The organism is Pseudomonas sp. SbOxS1, from assembly GCF_013416725.1.
Taxonomy (GTDB): Bacteria; Pseudomonadota; Gammaproteobacteria; order Pseudomonadales; family Pseudomonadaceae; genus Aquipseudomonas.
Genome location: NZ_JAAVXC010000004.1, coordinates 131730 through 148904 on the forward strand (window position 1 = coordinate 131730; position 17175 = coordinate 148904).

19 protein-coding genes are annotated in these 17175 nt (G+C 61.4%); 10 read left to right on the forward strand and 9 right to left on the reverse strand.

What is annotated here, in order from left to right:
* The first annotated feature begins 39 nt into the window (after positions 1-39).
* The 3 genes from HFK74_RS33070 to HFK74_RS06840 all read left to right on the forward strand — a co-directional run bounded on the left by HFK74_RS33070 (position 40) and on the right by HFK74_RS06840 (position 1731).
* Positions 40-171 (forward strand): hypothetical protein, encoded by a 132-nt coding sequence (locus tag HFK74_RS33070; protein WP_007984112.1) that lies wholly within the window; start codon positions 40-42, stop codon positions 169-171.
* A 72-nt stretch (positions 172-243) separates the two neighbouring features.
* Positions 244-426: a hypothetical protein gene (locus HFK74_RS06835; protein WP_020796929.1), complete on the forward strand. Its 183-nt coding sequence runs from the start codon at positions 244-246 to the stop codon at positions 424-426.
* A 105-nt stretch (positions 427-531) separates the two neighbouring features.
* Positions 532-1731 (forward strand): MFS transporter, encoded by a 1200-nt coding sequence (locus HFK74_RS06840; RefSeq protein ID WP_180202867.1) that lies wholly within the window; start codon positions 532-534, stop codon positions 1729-1731.
* Here the strand turns inward: HFK74_RS06840 and arfB are convergent.
* From arfB to HFK74_RS06875, 7 genes are all read right to left on the reverse strand, one after another.
* Positions 1728-2141 (reverse strand): alternative ribosome rescue aminoacyl-tRNA hydrolase ArfB, encoded by a 414-nt coding sequence (gene arfB / locus HFK74_RS06845; RefSeq protein ID WP_180202868.1) that lies wholly within the window; start codon positions 2139-2141, stop codon positions 1728-1730. The two genes, HFK74_RS06840 and arfB, sit on opposite strands and share 4 nt — an antisense overlap.
* Before the next feature lie 187 nt (positions 2142-2328).
* On the reverse strand, positions 2329-3741 hold the full coding sequence (locus HFK74_RS06850) for an amino acid permease (RefSeq protein ID WP_180202869.1): 1413 nt from the start codon (positions 3739-3741) through the stop codon (positions 2329-2331).
* An 877-nt stretch (positions 3742-4618) separates the two neighbouring features.
* A complete protein-coding gene (gene rluB, locus HFK74_RS06855) occupies positions 4619-5830 on the reverse strand; it encodes a 23S rRNA pseudouridine(2605) synthase RluB (protein ID WP_008055514.1) in 1212 nt (403 codons plus the stop codon).
* A 274-nt stretch (positions 5831-6104) separates the two neighbouring features.
* Positions 6105-7070 (reverse strand): SMC-Scp complex subunit ScpB, encoded by a 966-nt coding sequence (gene scpB / locus HFK74_RS06860; protein WP_180202870.1) that lies wholly within the window; start codon positions 7068-7070, stop codon positions 6105-6107.
* Between the two features lie 11 nt (positions 7071-7081).
* The gene (locus HFK74_RS06865; RefSeq protein ID WP_172901685.1) at positions 7082-7780 is read right to left on the reverse strand and encodes a ScpA family protein; all 699 of its coding nucleotides are present in this window, start codon (positions 7778-7780) and stop codon (positions 7082-7084) included.
* A 120-nt stretch (positions 7781-7900) separates the two neighbouring features.
* Positions 7901-8530, reverse strand: coding sequence for an L-threonylcarbamoyladenylate synthase (locus HFK74_RS06870; RefSeq protein ID WP_032831338.1), 630 nt, complete (start codon positions 8528-8530; stop codon positions 7901-7903).
* Between the two features lie 13 nt (positions 8531-8543).
* Entirely contained in the window at positions 8544-9407 is an 864-nt protein-coding gene (locus HFK74_RS06875) for a PHP domain-containing protein (protein WP_180202871.1), read from the reverse strand.
* An 87-nt stretch (positions 9408-9494) separates the two neighbouring features.
* Here HFK74_RS06875 and HFK74_RS06880 point away from each other — a divergent pair, with 87 nt between their 5' ends.
* The 6 genes from HFK74_RS06880 (at position 9495) to HFK74_RS06905 (ending at position 13798) form a co-directional block, all read left to right on the forward strand.
* A complete protein-coding gene (locus HFK74_RS06880) occupies positions 9495-10091 on the forward strand; it encodes a septation protein A (RefSeq protein WP_008055521.1) in 597 nt (198 codons plus the stop codon).
* A 1-nt stretch (position 10092) separates the two neighbouring features.
* A complete protein-coding gene (locus HFK74_RS06885; protein WP_007944409.1) occupies positions 10093-10392 on the forward strand; it encodes a YciI family protein in 300 nt (99 codons plus the stop codon).
* A gap of 110 nt (positions 10393-10502) precedes the next feature.
* Positions 10503-10916 carry a translation initiation factor 2 gene (locus HFK74_RS06890; protein ID WP_180202872.1) on the forward strand — a complete coding sequence of 138 codons (414 nt, stop codon included), beginning with the start codon at positions 10503-10505 and terminating at the stop codon, positions 10914-10916.
* Positions 10917-10923: 7 nt separating this feature from the next.
* Entirely contained in the window at positions 10924-11601 is a 678-nt protein-coding gene (locus tag HFK74_RS06895) for a response regulator transcription factor (RefSeq protein ID WP_180202873.1), read from the forward strand.
* Positions 11602-11830: 229 nt separating this feature from the next.
* Positions 11831-12277 carry a Spy/CpxP family protein refolding chaperone gene (locus HFK74_RS06900; protein WP_180202874.1) on the forward strand — a complete coding sequence of 149 codons (447 nt, stop codon included), beginning with the start codon at positions 11831-11833 and terminating at the stop codon, positions 12275-12277.
* Between the two features lie 177 nt (positions 12278-12454).
* Positions 12455-13798: a HAMP domain-containing sensor histidine kinase gene (locus HFK74_RS06905; protein ID WP_180202875.1), complete on the forward strand. Its 1344-nt coding sequence runs from the start codon at positions 12455-12457 to the stop codon at positions 13796-13798.
* 108 nt (positions 13799-13906) lie between these two features.
* Here the strand turns inward: HFK74_RS06905 and HFK74_RS06910 are convergent, their stop codons facing one another.
* Positions 13907-14473 (reverse strand): NAD(P)H nitroreductase, encoded by a 567-nt coding sequence (locus tag HFK74_RS06910; protein ID WP_180202876.1) that lies wholly within the window; start codon positions 14471-14473, stop codon positions 13907-13909.
* Between the two features lie 119 nt (positions 14474-14592).
* On the opposite strand from HFK74_RS06910, the gene HFK74_RS06915 reads away from it, so the two are divergent.
* A complete protein-coding gene (locus HFK74_RS06915; RefSeq protein ID WP_180202877.1) occupies positions 14593-16047 on the forward strand; it encodes a TrkH family potassium uptake protein in 1455 nt (484 codons plus the stop codon).
* Here HFK74_RS06915 and HFK74_RS06920 read toward each other — a convergent pair.
* Entirely contained in the window at positions 16004-17065 is a 1062-nt protein-coding gene (locus HFK74_RS06920; protein WP_218953590.1) for an AraC family transcriptional regulator, read from the reverse strand. The genes HFK74_RS06915 and HFK74_RS06920 overlap by 44 nt on opposite strands.
* Between the last annotated feature and the right edge of the window lie 110 nt (positions 17066-17175).

Below are 17175 nucleotides of genomic sequence, written 5' to 3' on the forward strand. Positions count from 1 at the left end.
CTACCAGATCTATCAACAGACTTAGCGAGGAGCGCGACCATGCACGAGATTCCTAATCTCCCCTTCCCAAGCCTGCACGTACCTGAGCAGACGACCACGCAGCAAGCCGGCGCCCAACAGCCCGAGCCGAAAGAAGCCACTGGCAGCCGCCAGGCTGACAGCGAAGACTGATACACCCGCCGTACAGACTGTGTGGAAAGCGCTAACATGCGCTTTCCACACCGCCTGAACTGTGAGCCCGCCATGACCGACGAATTTTCCGAAGCCCAAGCCAGCGTCCTGATCGGCACCGCCGAGAAAATGATCGAGATCTGGAATCGCCTCTCCCCCGAAAAGCAAGCCGCCCTGCTCGCCCGCTTCGGCAGCGAAGAAAATGCCCTGGCCGCCCTGGTCACCACACAACTGGTAGCGCCTGCCAAGCCCTGATCGATCCCGCCAGGCAAATAGTTTTACTTTTTCCACGACCAGCAGCCACTCGCGCCGCTATCATAAGCAGCCTATCTAATCCTGCTTTCCCGTGGACCTTTACCCATGTCTGAAAACCAGCGCCCCCTGGCGGTCACGCTGCAAGTTGTTTCCATCGTCCTGTTCACCTTCATCGGCTACCTCAATATCGGCATTCCATTGGCGGTACTGCCGGGTTATGTCCATAGCGACCTGGGCTTTGGCGCCGTGATCGCCGGGCTGGTGATCAGCGTGCAATACCTCGCCACCCTGCTCAGCCGCCCCTACGCCGGGAAAATCATCGACAACAAGGGCAGCAAACTGGCGGTCATGTATGGCCTGGCCGGCTGTGGCTTGAGCGGCGTGTTCATGTTGCTGTCGGCCTGGACCCAAAGCCTGCCGATGCTCAGCCTGATCAACCTGCTGATCGGTCGCCTGGTGCTCGGCAGCGCCGAAAGCCTGGTGGGTTCCGGTTCGATTGGCTGGGGCATCGGCCGGGTTGGCGCGGCGAACACCGCCAAGGTTATCTCCTGGAACGGCATCGCCAGTTACGGCGCATTGGCCGTGGGCGCCCCCTTGGGCGTGCTGCTGGTAAAACAGTTGGGCTTGTGGAGCATGGGCGTGAGCATTGTGCTGCTGGCAGTGCTTGGCCTGCTGTTGGCCTGGCCGAAAACCGCGGCGCCGATTGTTGCCGGTGAACGCTTGCCGTTCATGCACGTGCTCGGTCGGGTCCTGCCCCACGGTTGCGGCCTCGCGCTGGGCTCGATCGGCTTTGGCACCATCGCCACCTTCATCACCTTGTATTACGCCACCCAACACTGGGACAACGCCGTGTTGTGCCTGAGCCTGTTCGGTGCGAGCTTCATCGGTGCGCGCCTGTTGTTCGGCAACCTGATCAATCGCCTCGGCGGCTTTCGCGTGGCGATTGCCTGCCTGTCGGTGGAAACCCTGGGCCTGTTGTTGCTGTGGCTGGCACCCGACGCGCATTGGGCGTTGGCGGGCGCTGCCTTGAGCGGTTTCGGTTTCTCCCTGGTGTTTCCAGCGCTGGGTGTCGAAGCGGTCAACCTGGTACCCGCCTCCAGTCGCGGCGCGGCGGTCGGGGCCTACTCGCTGTTCATCGACTTGTCGCTGGGGATCACCGGGCCAGTCGCCGGCGCGGTGGCGGCGGGATTCGGCTTTGCGTCGATCTTCCTGTTTGCCGCCATTGCTGCGCTTTGCAGCTTGATGCTCTGCCTCTACCTGTATCGGCAAGCGCCAAAGCATCGCAAGACGCGCGACGCTCGCTAGAAATCCACCTTGCCGCGCCCGGCCTTGATGTTGCCGCGCTTGCTCTTGGACTCGAGCCGACGGGTTTTCGAACCGAGGGTCGGCTTGGTCGGCCGGCGTTTCTTCTCGACCTTGGTGGCGCTCTGGATCAACTCGATCAAACGCTCCAGCGCATCGGCGCGGTTCTGCTCCTGGGTCCGGTATTGCTGGGCCTTGATGATCAACACGCCTTCGCTGGTGATGCGACTGTCGCGCAGCGCCAGCAGACGCTCCTTGTAGAACTCGGGCAAGGACGAGGCCGGAATGTCGAAGCGCAGGTGCACGGCGCTGGAAACCTTGTTGACATTCTGCCCACCGGCCCCCTGGGCGCGAATGGCGGTCAACTCGATCTCGGCATCCGGTAGATGCACGTTGTTGGAAATTACCAGCATGGAAAAAGGTCCAATATCAGGACCGCCAGAATACCCTGTAGGAGCGAGGCTTGCCCGCGAAGAACGATGGCGCGGGTTGCCTGATTAACCGCGGTGCCTTCTTCGCGGGCAAGCCTCGCTCCTACAGTTTTCTGCAGCGGCCACAAAAAACCCGGCACTAGGCCGGGTTTGTTGTTTCTGTGCAGCGTTACTCCACAGCTGGCTGCAACGCGCGCTGTGCACTGCGCTTGTTCTTGATGCCGTAGCAGACCCACATGAACACGAGCCACACCGGAATCGCGTACACCGACGTCTGGATCCCCGGAATCAACAACATCACACCGAGAATGAACAACACGAACGCCAGGCAGATGTAGTTGCCGTACGGATACCAGAAGGCCTTGAACAGCGGCGTTTGTTTGGTCTTGTTCATGTGCTGGCGGAACTTGAAGTGCGAGTAGCTGATCATCGCCCAGTTGATCACCAGGGTGGCCACTACCAGCGACATCAGCAGTTCCAGCGCGTGTTGCGGGATCAGGTAATTGAGCAGTACCGCGATCAGGGTCACGGCAGCCGAGGCCAGGATCGAACGCACCGGCACGCCGCGCTTGTCGATCTTCGCCAATGCTTTCGGCGCATCGCCCTGTTCGGCCATGCCCAGCAGCATGCGGCTGTTGCAGTAGGTGCCGCTGTTGTACACCGACAACGCTGCGGTCAGGACCACGAAGTTGAGGATGTGCGCGGCGGTGTTGCTGCCCAGCATCGAGAACACTTGCACGAACGGGCTGCCGCTGTAGGAATCACCGGAGGCGTTCAGGGTGGTCAGCAGGCTGTCCCACGGGGTCAACGACAGCAGGATCACCAGTGCACCGATGTAGAAAATCAGGATCCGGTAGATCACCTGGTTGATCGCTTTCGGGATCACGGTTTTCGGCTTGTCCGCTTCGGCCGCGGTGAAACCGAGCATTTCCAGGCCACCGAAGGAAAACATGATGAACGCCATGGCCATCACCAGGCCGCTAACTCCATTGGGGAAGAAGCCGCCGTGGGACCACAGGTTACTGACCGCCGCTTGCGGGCCGCCATTACCGCTGACCAGCAAGTAGCTGCCCAAGGCAATCATGCCGACGATCGCCACGACCTTGATGATCGCGAACCAGAACTCGGCCTCGCCAAACACTTTGACGTTGGCCAGGTTGATGGCGTTGATCAGCACGAAGAAAGCGGCTGCGGATGCCCAGGTCGGGATGTCCGGCGCCCAGTAGTGGATGTATTTGCCGACTGCCGTCAGCTCCGACATGCCGACCAGAATGTACAGGATCCAGCAGTTCCAGCCCGACAGGAAGCCGGCAAAGCCGCCCCAGTACTTGTGCGCGAAGTGGCTGAAGGAGCCGGCCACCGGATCTTCGACGATCATTTCGCCCAGCTGGCGCATGATCATGAAGGCGATGAAGCCGCAGATGGCATAGCCGAGGATCATCGACGGCCCGGCGGACTTCAGTACCCCGGCCGAGCCGAGAAACAGACCGGTACCGATCGCGCCACCGAGGGCAATCAATTGGATATGGCGATTTTTCAGGCCGCGTTTCAGCTCGCCTGAATGCGAGTTTTGTCCACTCATGAAAAGGGTCTCACGCAAGGTTTGATGATGTTCAGTTGACGTTGCTACTCAGAAGGACGTTAAGCAGCGTCGATCAAACCCCAGCGCAGGCACCAGGAGTTCAGCGTATTTACAACGGTCATGCGTCACCTGTTTGTTTTTATCTGTGACGAAATCGAACCCGACACGCTTGTGGCGCGGCGGAGTGAACAAGGCGGATAGCCTTGAGGTTTGCGCAGATGCGCAGGAGGTCACAGGTAAAACGCGGCGCATTGTACACCTGTAACCCCCTGCTGCCAGACCCCGCTGGATCAGCGTGTCGGTAACCGGGATTGCATGTGTCCACCCCGAAGCGATCGGGCGGCGGCAAAAAGGTGGTCAGACCTTTGCAGGTCTCGGACGGGGACGGCGGAAAAACCGGCCCGCGATGGGAGCTGGAAACGGATTGCGGCGGTCATTGCGCCTCCTTTTTGTTATGCACCTGCACGACAGGCATGGGGCGCATGACACCTTGCATGGGGTGGGGAAACAAGCGGGATAGAGGGGTGGGAGAAGGACCCGAAACTCTGGATCGTAAGAATTTTCTTACGACATTCGAGGAGCGGCGAATCTACGGGACCGATTCGCTAATTTCGTCAGGAATTCTTTACAGCATGTAATTTTGGCTTTCCACTGCGGACATCTCCGTGCTGCGGCTGACGCCTTCGCGGGCAAGCCCGCTCCTACAGGGTTACAGGTGTACGCAAAATTTTGGCTCGCCACGAATCACTGTGGGAGCGGGCTTGCCCGCGAAGAGGCCCTTGAATACACCTCATCGCTAAAGCCAGACCAAAAAAAAACACCAACCCGAAGGTTGGCGTTTTCACTTGCAGCTTGCCGCTTGAAGCTTACCGCTGCTTCACTCCGGCTTACGACGACCAAACCCCGGACGCTGGCCGGAACCCGCCGGCGCGCCGCGACGCTTGCCCGACGGCTTGTCACCGTCGACCAGGCTGATGCCAGGACGCTTCGACGCCGGCTTGGCCGGACGCTTGCTGTCGACCGGACGATCGGCTACTGGCGTACCACGACCCTCACCGCGCTCGGTACGGCCATTGGCCGGACGTGGCGTGCGTGGACCGCGCTCGCCGTCCTGACGGGCGGCTGGCTTGCGTGCTGGACGCTCGCCTTCGATCTGCGGCTCGCGGTTGGCACGGGGGGCGGCTGGCGCAGCAGTGGCTGGACGCAAGGTACGTACGCGCTCGGTCTTGGCCATTGGACGCGACGATTTACGCTGCATCCGATCGAGCTTGTCTTTGCTCTTGGCGTTCATCTGCGGCATCGCCACCGGGGTCAGGCCGACTTCGGCACTGAGGATGTCGACTTCGTACTGGCTCATTTCGCGCCAGCGACCCATCGGCAGGTCCGAATTGAGGAACACCGGACCGAAACGCACGCGCTTCAGGCGGCTGACCACCAGGCCCTGGGATTCCCACAGGCGACGTACTTCGCGGTTGCGACCTTCCATCACCACGCAGTGGTACCAGTGGTTGAAACCTTCGCCGCCCGGTGCCTGCTTGATGTCGGTGAACTTGGCCGGGCCGTCTTCGAGGACCACGCCGGCTTTCAGGCGCTCGATCATCTCGTCGTCGACTTCGCCACGCACACGTACCGCGTACTCACGGTCCATTTCGTAGGAAGGGTGCATCAAGCGGTTGGCCAGCTCACCGTCGGTGGTGAACATCAGCAGGCCAGTGGTGTTGATGTCGAGGCGGCCGATGTTGATCCAGCGACCTTCTTTCGGGCGCGGCATCTTGTCGAACACGGTCGGACGGCCTTCCGGGTCAACGCGGGTGCAGATTTCGCCATCGGGCTTGTTGTACATGATCACGCGGCGGACCGACTCGGCGGCCTCTTCACGCTTGATCACCTTGCCATCGATGGTGATGGCGTCGTGCATGTCGACGCGCTGGCCAAGGGTGGCGTCTTTGCCATTGACCTTGATCCGGCCGTGGCTGATCCAGGCTTCCACGTCACGGCGCGAGCCGACGCCGATACGGGCGAGGACTTTCTGCAGTTTTTCGCCTGCTGGGCCGATTTCCTGGTCGTCTTTCTGGTCTTTGATACTCATCTGGGCACCTCCCGGTGTGTTCTGGAAACTGGGTACTTTGGCGAAGGTATCGCCGAAGGGTCGCGAATCATACGCGCATGCGGGCGATTGCGCATCAGAGACTAGCTGATTGAGGCAAGGTTATTGGTTTTTCCGCCGGCCGGCGGCACAAGGAAACCTGTAGGAGCGGGCTTGCCCGCGAATGCGGTGGATCAGACAACAATGATGTCGACTGACACGTCCCCTTCGCGGGCAAGCCCGCTCCTACAGAGGGCGTAGATGTCCGAATTTCCAGTCAGTCTTCGAATTCGCGGCGTTCGGCTTCGATGGCTTCGGCCAGGGCCAATGCTTCGGCCTCCTCGTCGCTAAGCTCGGGTTTCGGCTGTTCCAGGGCAGCAACGGCGGCGAGCAGTTTTTCACGGGCCTCGGCAACACCGAGAATGTCGTCTTCCTGCTCGGGTTCAATTTCCGGTTCAGGTGCAATCTGCAACACTTCAGCTTCCGGCTCGATGTCGGGCTGCTCCGGATCAATCCCCGGCACCTCGCCATCACGCAACAAATCATCGAAATCCGTCTTGATCCCCTCCTCCATGCTGTCCAGCTCCAGCAACAGCGTATGGAAACTGGTCTCTTCCTTGGGTTCTTCCGGCTCGGCGCTGGCGTCGGCCAGTTCCTGCAGCCCGGCGGGTACTGGCGCGTCGTCGAAATCGAGCACCGGATCGGGCTCCAGTTCGCGCACTTCGGCCAGCGGCGGCAAGTCATCGAGGTTCTTCAGGTTGAAGTGATCGAGAAACGCCTTGGTGGTGGCGAACATTGCCGGCTTGCCCGGCACGTCGCGGTAACCGACGATGCGGATCCACTCGCGCTCCATCAGGGTCTTGACGATCTGGCTGTTGACCGCCACACCCCGCACATCCTCGATCTCGCCCCGGGTGATCGGTTGGCGATAGGCGATCAAGGCAATGGTTTCGAGCATGGCGCGCGAGTAACGCTGCGGCCGCTCTTCCCATAGACGCCCGACCCACGGCGAAAACTTTTCACGGATTTGCAGGCGATAGCCGGAAGCCACCTCCTTCAACTCGTACGCGCGGCCATCGCAGGACTTGCCCAGGATAGTCAGGGCTTTCTTGAAGACCGCCGGTTCCGGGCGCTCGGCCTCTTCGAAGAGCTCGAACAAGCGCTCCAGGGATTGCGGTTTTCCGGAGGCCAACAGAAAGGCTTCGAGCAGTGGCGCCAGCTCGCGGGGTTCACTCAGGTTCATGATTGGACTCGTTATTCGGCTCGTGCTCGGACGTGGATCGCGGCGAACGGCTCATTCTGCACCAGCTCGACCAAGGATTCCTTGACCAGTTCGAGGATCGCCATGAAGGTCACGACAACCCCCAGGCGCCCTTCCTCGGCGGTGAACAGCTCGACAAAGGGCACGAAACCGCCACCCTTGAGCCTTTCCAGCACGTCGCTCATGCGTTCGCGGGTGGACAGCGCCTCGCGGCTGACCTGATGGCTTTCGAACATGTCACCGCGGCGCAGCACCTCGGCCATGGACAGCAACAGCTCCGACAATCGCACGTCCGGCAACAGTTTGCGCGCCCGCGCTTCCGGGGCATCGAGCTTGGGCACCACCACGTCGCGACCGACCCGGCTGAGGCCGTCGATGCCTTCGGCGGCGGCCTTGAAGCGCTCGTACTCCTGCAAGCGACGGATCAGTTCGGCGCGCGGGTCTTCTTCCTCGTCCTCGACGGTTTCGGCCCGCGGCAGCAACATCCGCGACTTGATCTCGGCCAGCATCGCGGCCATCACCAGGTATTCGGCGGCCAGCTCCAGGCGCACCGACTGCATCAATTCGACATAGCCCATGTACTGCCGGGTGATTTCCGCCACGGGGATGTCGAGGATGTTGATGTTCTGTTTGCGGATCAGGTACAGCAGCAGGTCGAGGGGGCCTTCGAAGGCTTCGAGAAAGACTTCCAGCGCATCCGGCGGGATGTACAGGTCCAGCGGCATTTCCATGACCGCCTGACCATAGACCATGGCGAAAGGCAGCTCTTGCTGGGCGCCGGCCTGACTGTCGACGGGTTCTACTGCGGACATCTAGGCCTCGACCATGAACGGCGCAGGGTCGCCACAACCGACACGGATCACTTCCGGCTCGCCATCGGCGAGGTTGATCACGGTGGACGCCTTGATCCCGCCGAAACCGCCATCGATGATCAGGTCCACCTGATGCTCGAGCAACTGGCGCATTTCGTAGGGGTCGGTCATCGGATCATCGTCGCCCGGCATGATCAGCGTTACGCTCATCAGCGGCTCGCCCAGCTCTTCCAGCAGCGCCAGGGCAATCGGATGGCTCGGCACCCGCAGGCCGATGGTGCGTTTCTTCGGATGCAACAGCAGGCGCGGGACTTCGCGGGTGGCATTGAGGATGAAGGTGTAAGGGCCCGGAAGATGGGCCTTGAGCAGGCGAAAAGTGCCCGTGTCGATCTTGGCGAACAGCCCCAGCTGTGACAGATCGCTGCAGATCAGCGCAAAGTTGTGTTTTTCGTCAAGCTGACGCAGGCGGCGAACGCGTTCCACGGCGACCTTGTCGCCGATCTGGCAACCGATTGCGTAGGAAGAGTCCGTGGGATAAATCACCACCCCGCCCTTGCGGATGATCTCTACAGCCTGCTTGATCAGGCGCGCCTGCGGGTTTTCCGGATGAATCTGGAAAAATTGACTCACATTCTCTACCTGTTCAGACGGCGGCAATAATTGGGTCATGTTTGAATCGACACCACAGTGGTGGCAGATCCTCCGGGAGCGGGCGGTATTCACCGATCTCGGACCAGCCTCCAGGGCCATGAAAATCACTGCCGGCGCTGACCAGCAGACCAAACTCGCGGGCCAGGATCGCCAGACTGCCCACTTGCTCGGCAGGCTGATGGCCATTGACCACCTCAATCGCGTGGCCCCCTGCTTGAATATAGTCGGCAATCAGGCGGCGACGCTTGCTGCGAGTGAATTCGTAATGGCAAGGATGCGCCAGGCTGACCCAGGCCTTGGCCGCGCGCAGGGTTTCGACGGTGTCTTCCAGGGTCGGCCAATGTTGCTTGACGTCCCCCAGCTTGCCGGCGCCCAGCCATTTGCGGAACGCTTCGGCGCGATCCTTGACGAAACCTTCGCGCACCATCCAGTCGGCGAAGTGCGGTCGGGCCGGTGCGTTGCCGCTGTCACCCAGGGTCTGCTGGATTTCCCGGGCGCCTTCAAGCGCACCTGGCATGCCCTTGAGCGCCAGTTTGCGGCTGATTTCCTCGGAACGCAGCCAGCGACCATCGCGCAACTTGGCAATCGCCTCGACCAACGGCGCGGCATTGACGTCAAAACCGTAGCCCAGCACGTGAATGGTCGCACCGCCCCAGGTGCAGGACAACTCGACGCCGTTGACCAGTTGCATCCCCAGCGAATTCGCAGCGTGGCGGGCCTCGTCGAGGCCTTCCAGGGTGTCGTGATCGGTCAAGGCCAGGACCTGCACGCCTTTCTCGAACGCACGCGCGACCAGGACAGCAGGCGCCAGGGCGCCATCGGAGGCCGTGCTATGGCAGTGCAGATCAACATTCACAGGGCTTTGTAACCTCAAATCAGCTGGCGCTATCGCGCGCCCATATGTTTGTTATTATGCCGCCACATCCTGCTTCTGGCTGCCACTGTGAAACAATTCATCGATTTCATCCCGCTCCTGCTGTTTTTCATCGTCTTCAAAATCGATCCACGGGTCGTCGACATTGCCGGCCACGAGGTCACTGTAGGCGGTATCTACAGCGCCACCGCGATGCTGATCATCAGCTCCCTGGTGGTCTACGGCACGCTGTTCATCAAACAGCGCAAGCTGGAGAAGAGCCAGTGGCTGACCCTCATCGCCTGCCTGGTCTTCGGCAGCCTGACCCTGGCCTTCCACAGCGAGACCTTCCTGAAATGGAAAGCCCCGGTGGTCAACTGGCTGTTCGCCCTGGCCTTTATCGGCAGCCACTTCATCGGTGACCAACTGCTGATCAAGCGCATCATGGGCCACGCACTGAGCCTGCCAGAACCGGTCTGGACGCGCCTGAACATCGCCTGGATCGCGTTTTTCCTGTTTTGCGGCGCCGCCAACCTGTTCGTCGCGTTCACCTTCCAGAGCTACTGGGTCGACTTCAAGGTCTTCGGCAGCCTGGGCATGACTTTGCTGTTCCTGGTCGGCCAGGGCATCTACCTGTCCCGCCACCTGCACGACGCCGATACCACAACGCCGAAAACCGAGGACTGACATGCTTTACGCAATCATTGCCACAGACGTCGCCAACTCCCTGGAAGCCCGCCTGGCCGCACGGCCTGCACACCTGGAGCGCCTGCAAGTGCTCAAGGGCGAAGGCCGCATCGTATTGGCCGGCCCGCATCCGGCGGTCGACAGCAATGATCCGGGGGCAGCGGGTTTCACTGGCAGCCTGATCGTCGCCGAATTCGACTCCCTGAACGCCGCACAGGCCTGGGCCGACGCCGACCCGTACATCGCCGCAGGCGTCTACGCCAACGTTCTGGTCAAGCCTTTCAAGCAAGTACTGCCGTAACCTCCCTCTGCGCGATGAACCTTATCGGTTCATCGCGTTCTCAATCGCTCATTATTCTCGTTTGCCTGCCGACAAACTCCCCAATATCCGTATTGGAACCAGGAGTCGCGATGCGCAAAGGTCCGTTGTGTCTGATGTTGGTCACGTTGTCGATCGTGGCGCCCGCCCACGGTGAAGAAACCGCCGAGGGCGCGAACTCCACGCCGCTGTCCTTGAGCGCCGGCAGCCAGATCAACGAACTGCAGCAACGCTTGAAAGAAAGCGAGCGGCAACGAGAAGAACTGAGCAAACAATTGAACACTGCCGATGGCGAACGCGAAAGCGCCCAGCTGGTTCGCTTGCGCCAGGAGAATCAGCGACTCAAGCTGCAACTTCGGGAAGCGCAGGCCGGCAGTTCGATCCCTCGCTGGTTGACCGATCAGCAACAGTGGTTCGTCGTTGGCGCCGGGGTGGCGCTATTGGCGCTGCTCTGCGGTATCTTCGCCAGTGGGGCGAGTCGAAAACGTCGACAATGGCTAAATTGAGTGATTCATGAGCGAGTTGTTACTGATTGATGATGACCAGGAGCTGTGCGAGCTCCTGGTCAGTTGGCTGAGCCAGGAAGGGTTTCAGGTGCGCGCCTGTCATGACGGCCAGAGCGCCCGTCGCGCGCTGGCCGAAAACTCCCCGGCGGCCGTGGTGCTGGACGTGATGTTGCCGGACGGCAGTGGCCTGGAACTGCTCAAGCAACTGCGCAGCGACCACCCGGACTTGCCGGTGCTGATGCTTTCAGCCCGCGGCGAACCCTTGGACCGTATCCTCGGCCTGGAGCTCGGCGCCGACGACTACCTGGCCAAACCCTGCGACCCACGGGAACTGACAGCCCGCCTGCGCGCGGTGTTGCGCCGCAGCCATCCCGCCGCGGTGTCCAGCCAGTTGGAGCTGGGCGACCTGTGTTTCAGCCCGGTGCGCGGCGTGGTCAGCATCGATGAACAGGAATTCACCCTGACGGTCTCCGAAAGCCGCCTGCTCGAAGCCCTGCTCAAGCAGCCCGGCGAGCCGCTGGATAAACAGGAACTGGCGCAAATCGCCCTCGGCCGCAAGCTGACCCTTTACGACCGCAGCCTCGACATGCACGTGAGCAACCTGCGCAAAAAGATCGGCCCGCACCCCGATGGCCGCCCACGCATCGTGGCCCTGCGTAGCCGTGGTTACTACTACAGCCTTTAAACCAACGCCTCCCTGTAGGAGCTGGCTCGCCAGCGAAGGCGCCCGCAAGGCCAACGCACGACTCAAGGACGCCTTCGCCGGCAAGCCGGCTCCTACAAGGTCAGGTTTTGTCAGGGCGGCGAGAAATCGTCTTTACCCAAGCTTTACGTACCGCTGACCGCCGCTGACCTTGAACTCAGTAATCTGCACACATCCGGAACGTACCGGGAATGAGACAAGGAGATTCACCATGCGCAAGACTCTTATCGCTCTGATGTTCGCCGCCGCCCTGCCGACCGTTGCCATGGCCATGCCTGAAGGCGCAGGCCCGAGCGGCCCGATGGACGGTTCTCGCCACGGCGGTCAGATGCACGGCATGCACGGTAAAGGCCCGTACAGCCAACTGGACCTGAGCCGCGAGCAGCGCGAGCAGATCCGCAAGATCATGGGCGAGCAGATGCATGAGCGTAAGCAAGTGGTCGACAAGTACCTGGAAAAACTCTCGCCAGCCGACCAGAAAGCCATGAAAGATGAAATGGCCGCCAACCACAAGAAAGCCGAAGCCGACGTGCGTGCCTTGCTGAAGCCGGATCAACAGAAGAAATTCGACGAGATCCAGAAAAAACAGGCTGAACGTCGCGCCGAGTGGGCCGAATTCAAGGCCTGGAAAGCGCAACAGGCGCAAAAAGCGCAATAATGCGCTAACCCGGACCCAACGGCTGAACGTCGTTGGGTCTGATGCTTTTGATCTACTGTAGGAGCGAGTTTGCTCGCGAAAGCGGTGTACCAGACAGCCCTGGTGTCGTCTGACACACCGCTTTCGCGAGCAAGCTCGCTCCTACAAGGGATTTTTGTGTTTGCTTGAGGAATTTCTGTGCGCTCATTGTTCTGGCGGATCCTGGCCAGCTTCTGGCTGGCCATCGCCCTGGTTGCAGGGCTCTCCATTCTGCTGGGGCACATGCTCAATCAGGATGCGTGGATTCTCAGCCGCCACCCGGGCCTCAATACCCTGGCCGAGCAATGGACGCAGACTTACGAATCCCAGGGTGAGGACGCCGCGCAGGACCTTCTGCAGGAGCGTAAACACCAGTACCACATCGACGTCCAGGTGCTCAACGAAAGCGGTGACCCGGTGGTTCGCGGTACCTTCCCGCGCCGCGCGGCGGCCTTCGAGGCGCGGCAGAACAACGATGATCGTCGCCTGCCATGGCGGCGCCTGACCGATGAGTTCACCAGCGAAAAAAGCGGTGACACCTACCTGTTCATCTACCGGATTCCACACCCGGAACTCGACGCCTGGCACCGTGAAAGCCTGCTCTGGCCGTTGAGTGCGCTGGGGATCGCGTTGGTGGTGCTGACCCTGTTCAGCCTGCTGGTGACCTTCTCCATCACTCGCCCCCTCAGCCGTTTGCGCGGTGCGGTGCATGATCTGGGACAAACCACCTACCAACAGAACAGCCTGGTCAAACTGGCCAACCGCCGCGACGAATTCGGCGTGCTGGCCAACGATTTCAATCGCATGGGCGCACGCCTGCAAAGCCTGATCGGCAGTCAACGACAGTTGCTGCGCGATGTGTCCCACGAACTGCGCTCGCCCCTCGCTCGCCTGCGCATTGCGCTGGCACTGGCCGAGCGGGCCACGCCCCAGGAGCGGGAAAAGCTCTGGCCGCGCCTGACCCGCGAATGCGACCGCCTCGAAGCGTTGATCAGCGAAATCCTCGTACTGGCACGGGTCGATGCCGATAACGCCAGTGCCGAAGACGTGGACCTAAACGCCCTGCTCAATACACTGCAAAAGGATGCCCAACTGGGCTCACCCGATCAGCTCGTGCACCTTGAAGCCGAGTCGCAGCTGACCCTCAAGGGCTGGCCGACCATGATCGAGCGCGCCGTGGACAATCTGCTGCGCAACGCCCAACGCTTCAACCCGTTGGGCGGCCTGCCGATTGAAATGCAGGCGTTGCGTCAGGGCGAACGGATTGTGGTGACCGTGCGTGACCATGGGCCAGGGGCGGACGCTGAACATTTGAGCCAGTTGGGTGAGCCGTTTTATCGTGCGCCCGGGCAGACGGCGGCCGGGCATGGCCTGGGACTGGCGATTGCCCGCCGTGCGGCGGAACGGCATGGCGGGAGCCTGGTCCTGGCCAATCATCCTGAGGGCGGGTTCATTGCCAGCCTGGAATTTCCTCTGGTGCCGGGAGCAGTGGTCCAACCCTAAACCCCTGTGGGAGCGAGCCTGCTCGCGATGGCGGCAGCACATTCAACATTGATGTGCCTGTCAGATCGCTATCGCGAGCAGGCTCGCTCCCACATTTAATCGGTAGCGTCAGGCCTTGCCGGGCCAAGCGCTGACGAACTGGGCCAGGTCTACCTTCTCCGCTACCCGCGGCTCTTTCAGCGGCGTGCCAAGGTACAGGAAGGCAATCACCTCTTCGCCCTCTGCCAGGCCCAAGCCCTTGGCCACATGCGGCGAATAGGCCAGGTCACCGGTCCGCCAGACCGCACCGATGCCTTGCGCATAAGCCGCCAGCAAAATCCCGTGGGCCGCACAACCCGCCGCCAGCAACTGCTCGGACTTCGGATACTTGACGTGCTCCTGCACCCGCGCGATCACGACCACCACCAAGGGCGCCCGCAGCGGCCCGTTACGCGCCTTGTCGATCGCCGCTTCAGAGACTTCAGCGTCCTGCAACTTCGCCGCTTCGGCCAGCAACTCGCCCATTTGCTCGCGCGCCGCGCCTTCGACCGTCAGGAAACGCCAAGGCTGCAAATGGCCGTGGTCCGGGGCGCGCATGGCCGCGCCAAACAGCACTTCGCGTTGTGCCTGGGTGGGTGCCGGTTCGATCAGGCGCGGGACGGAAACACGGTTGAGCAAAACGTCGAGAGCCTGCATCGGCCACCTCCAGAAAAAATTGTGCGGCTATTCTAGCTGTAACTACTGAGGCAGTGCGGTTTACATGCCCCACCTCGCAGGTAGAATGGCGCCCTCCTTACTTCAGCCGAGCGGATTTCATGGCGTTGCCGACCTTACGTCTCATTGGTTTCATCATCGGCATCTTCCTGATAACCCTGGCCATCGCCATGGTCGTGCCCATGGCCACGCTGGTGATCTTCGATCGCACCGGCGATCTGCCGTCGTTCCTCTGGGCCAGCATGATCACTTTTGTCGCCGGCCTCGCCCTGGTCATTCCCGGGCGCCCCGAGCATGTGCATCTGCGGCCACGGGACATGTACCTGCTGACCGTCAGCAGTTGGCTGGTGGTGTGTATCTTCGCCGCGCTGCCCTTCCTGCTGACCCAGCACATCAGCTACACCGATTCGTTCTTCGAAAGCATGTCCGGGATCACCGCCACAGGTTCCACGGTGCTCAACCACCTGGACGACATGTCCCCCGGCATCCTGATGTGGCGCTCGCTGCTGCACTGGATCGGCGGCATCGGGTTTATCGGCATGGCGGTGGCGATCCTGCCGCTGCTGCGCATCGGTGGCATGCGGCTGTTCCAGACCGAGTCGTCAGACCGCTCCGAAAAAGTCATGCCCCGTTCACACATGGTGGCGCGCCTGATCGTGGCGGCCTATGTCGGTATCACCATTGTCGGCAGCCTGGCGTTCTGGTGGGCCGGGATGAGTCCGTTCGACGCGATCAACCATGCGATGTCGGCGATCTCCACCGGTGGTTTTTCCACCTCGGACCAGTCCCTGGCCAAGTGGACGCAGCCGGCGGTGCATTGGGTGGCCATCGTCATCATGATTCTCGGCAGCCTGCCGTTCACCCTGTACGTGGCGACCCTGCGCGGTAACCGCAAGGCGCTGATCAAGGACGAACAGGTCCAGGGTTTGCTCGGCATGTTGCTGGTGACCTGGCTGGTGCTCGGCACCTGGTACTGGTGGACCACCAAGCTGCATTGGCTCGAAGCGTTGCGGCACGTGGCGCTGAACGTGACGTCGGTGGTCACCACCACCGGTTTCGCACTGGGGGACTACAGCCTGTGGGGAAATTTCTCGCTGATGCTGTTCTTCTACCTGGGCTTTGTTGGCGGCTGCTCCGGCTCGACCGCCGGCGGGATCAAGATTTTCCGCTTCCAGGTTGCCTACATCCTGCTCAAGGCCAACCTTAACCAACTGATTCACCCGCGGGCGGTGATCAAGCAGAAGTACAACGGCCACCGCCTCGATGAAGAGATCGTGCGCTCGATCCTGACCTTTTCGTTCTTTTTCGCCATCACCATCTGCGTGATCGCGCTGTTGCTGTCGCTGCTCGGGGTGGACTGGATGACCGCCCTGACCGGCGCCGCCAGTACCGTGTCCGGCGTCGGCCCGGGGCTGGGCGAGACCATCGGCCCGGCCGGCAACTTCGCCTCGCTGCCGGACGCCGCCAAGTGGATTCTCTCGTTCGGCATGCTCCTGGGCCGACTGGAGATCATTACGGTGTTTGTGCTGTGTATTCCGGCGTTCTGGCGTCACTGACCGGCGCAGGCGTTCCCGTCAATCGCGCCCGGTACTCGCCGGGCGTGGTGTCGAACCAGCGGCGGAAGGCGCGGAAAAAATTGCTCGGATCAGCGAACCCCAACAGGTAGGCAATTTCCAGCAGGGTCATGGTCGGCTGCGCCAGATACTGCTCGGCCAGCTCACGACGGGTGTCGTCGAGCAACGTCTGGAAACTCGTGCCCTCCTCCTGTAAACGTCGCTGCAAGGTGCGTTGCGACAGGTGCAGCGTCTGCGCCACCGCATCGCGCTTGGGCTCGCCCTGGGGCAGCAATCGGCACAACACCTGCCGCGCCTTGTGCGTGACCCGACTCTCGGAAAACCGCGCCAGGTATTCGCCGGCAAAGCGGTCATGCAGCAACGCCATGGCCTCATTGGCCGTCGGCAGCGGCGCTTCCATGTCCGCGCGTTCGAAAATCAGCGCATCGTAGGGCGCATTGAACACCAGCGGCGCATGGAAGGCTTGTTTGTAGGGTTCGAGATTGACCGGTTGATCGCCCTGTACCAGCACCTTGCGCGGGTGCAGCGTGCGCCCGGTCAGCCAGCCGCACAGTGCCAGGGCGCAAGCCAGCGAGGCTTCGGCGCTTTGACGGGTGGGTGGCAAATGGTCGCCATGCACCGTCAGAATCAGCGCATAGCCCTCATCCAGCAGGCGGAAGCTCAGGTCGGCGCTTTCGGCGATGATCCGCTGGTAACGCACCAGGCGCTTGAAACCTTCGGCCAGGGTCTGGCTGGACATCAAGGCGTAGCCGGTCACATGAAACTGCGCGGGTCGCACCACCTTGCCCATGTTCAGGCCAATCGCCGGGTTGCCGGACAGTTCAACCGCCCGTTGCCACAGTCGTGTCATGGAATCTTGCGGGAAGCGTGCATCCGGATCATCCAGTGCCGCGTAGTCGAGCCCCAGCTGCTTGAACAGAACCCGGCAATCCAGGCCGTCCATTTCCAGTGCTTTGACAATCCCCATCGCCCAGCTTGCAGAAGTCGTTCGTTCGCTCATGGCGTTTACTGTCTTGGTGAGCCGTCTGTCGCGGCAAGTTTTCCGAAGGATACTAAAGTGGCGCCCATTGTCACTGGCTGATGCCATTGATCACTCTAGACTCAAATAAG

What these genes read in the sequence shown, in the direction of transcription:
- HFK74_RS33070 (WP_007984112.1), top strand. Translation starts at nt 40, where the DNA reads ATGCACGAGATTCCTAATCTCCCCTTCCCAAGCCTGCACGTACCTGAG.
- HFK74_RS06835 (WP_020796929.1), top strand. Translation starts at nt 244, where the DNA reads ATGACCGACGAATTTTCCGAAGCCCAAGCCAGCGTCCTGATCGGCACC.
- HFK74_RS06840 (WP_180202867.1), top strand. Translation starts at nt 532, where the DNA reads ATGTCTGAAAACCAGCGCCCCCTGGCGGTCACGCTGCAAGTTGTTTCC.
- arfB (WP_180202868.1), bottom strand. Translation starts at nt 2,141, where the DNA reads ATGCTGGTAATTTCCAACAACGTGCATCTACCGGATGCCGAGATCGAG.
- HFK74_RS06850 (WP_180202869.1), bottom strand. Translation starts at nt 3,741, where the DNA reads ATGAGTGGACAAAACTCGCATTCAGGCGAGCTGAAACGCGGCCTGAAA.
- rluB (WP_008055514.1), bottom strand. Translation starts at nt 5,830, where the DNA reads ATGAGTATCAAAGACCAGAAAGACGACCAGGAAATCGGCCCAGCAGGC.
- scpB (WP_180202870.1), bottom strand. Translation starts at nt 7,070, where the DNA reads ATGAACCTGAGTGAACCCCGCGAGCTGGCGCCACTGCTCGAAGCCTTT.
- HFK74_RS06885 (WP_007944409.1), top strand. Translation starts at nt 10,093, where the DNA reads ATGCTTTACGCAATCATTGCCACAGACGTCGCCAACTCCCTGGAAGCC.
- HFK74_RS06890 (WP_180202872.1), top strand. Translation starts at nt 10,503, where the DNA reads ATGCGCAAAGGTCCGTTGTGTCTGATGTTGGTCACGTTGTCGATCGTG.
- HFK74_RS06895 (WP_180202873.1), top strand. Translation starts at nt 10,924, where the DNA reads ATGAGCGAGTTGTTACTGATTGATGATGACCAGGAGCTGTGCGAGCTC.
- HFK74_RS06900 (WP_180202874.1), top strand. Translation starts at nt 11,831, where the DNA reads ATGCGCAAGACTCTTATCGCTCTGATGTTCGCCGCCGCCCTGCCGACC.
- HFK74_RS06910 (WP_180202876.1), bottom strand. Translation starts at nt 14,473, where the DNA reads ATGCAGGCTCTCGACGTTTTGCTCAACCGTGTTTCCGTCCCGCGCCTG.
- HFK74_RS06915 (WP_180202877.1), top strand. Translation starts at nt 14,593, where the DNA reads ATGGCGTTGCCGACCTTACGTCTCATTGGTTTCATCATCGGCATCTTC.
- HFK74_RS06920 (WP_218953590.1), bottom strand. Translation starts at nt 17,065, where the DNA reads ATGAGCGAACGAACGACTTCTGCAAGCTGGGCGATGGGGATTGTCAAA.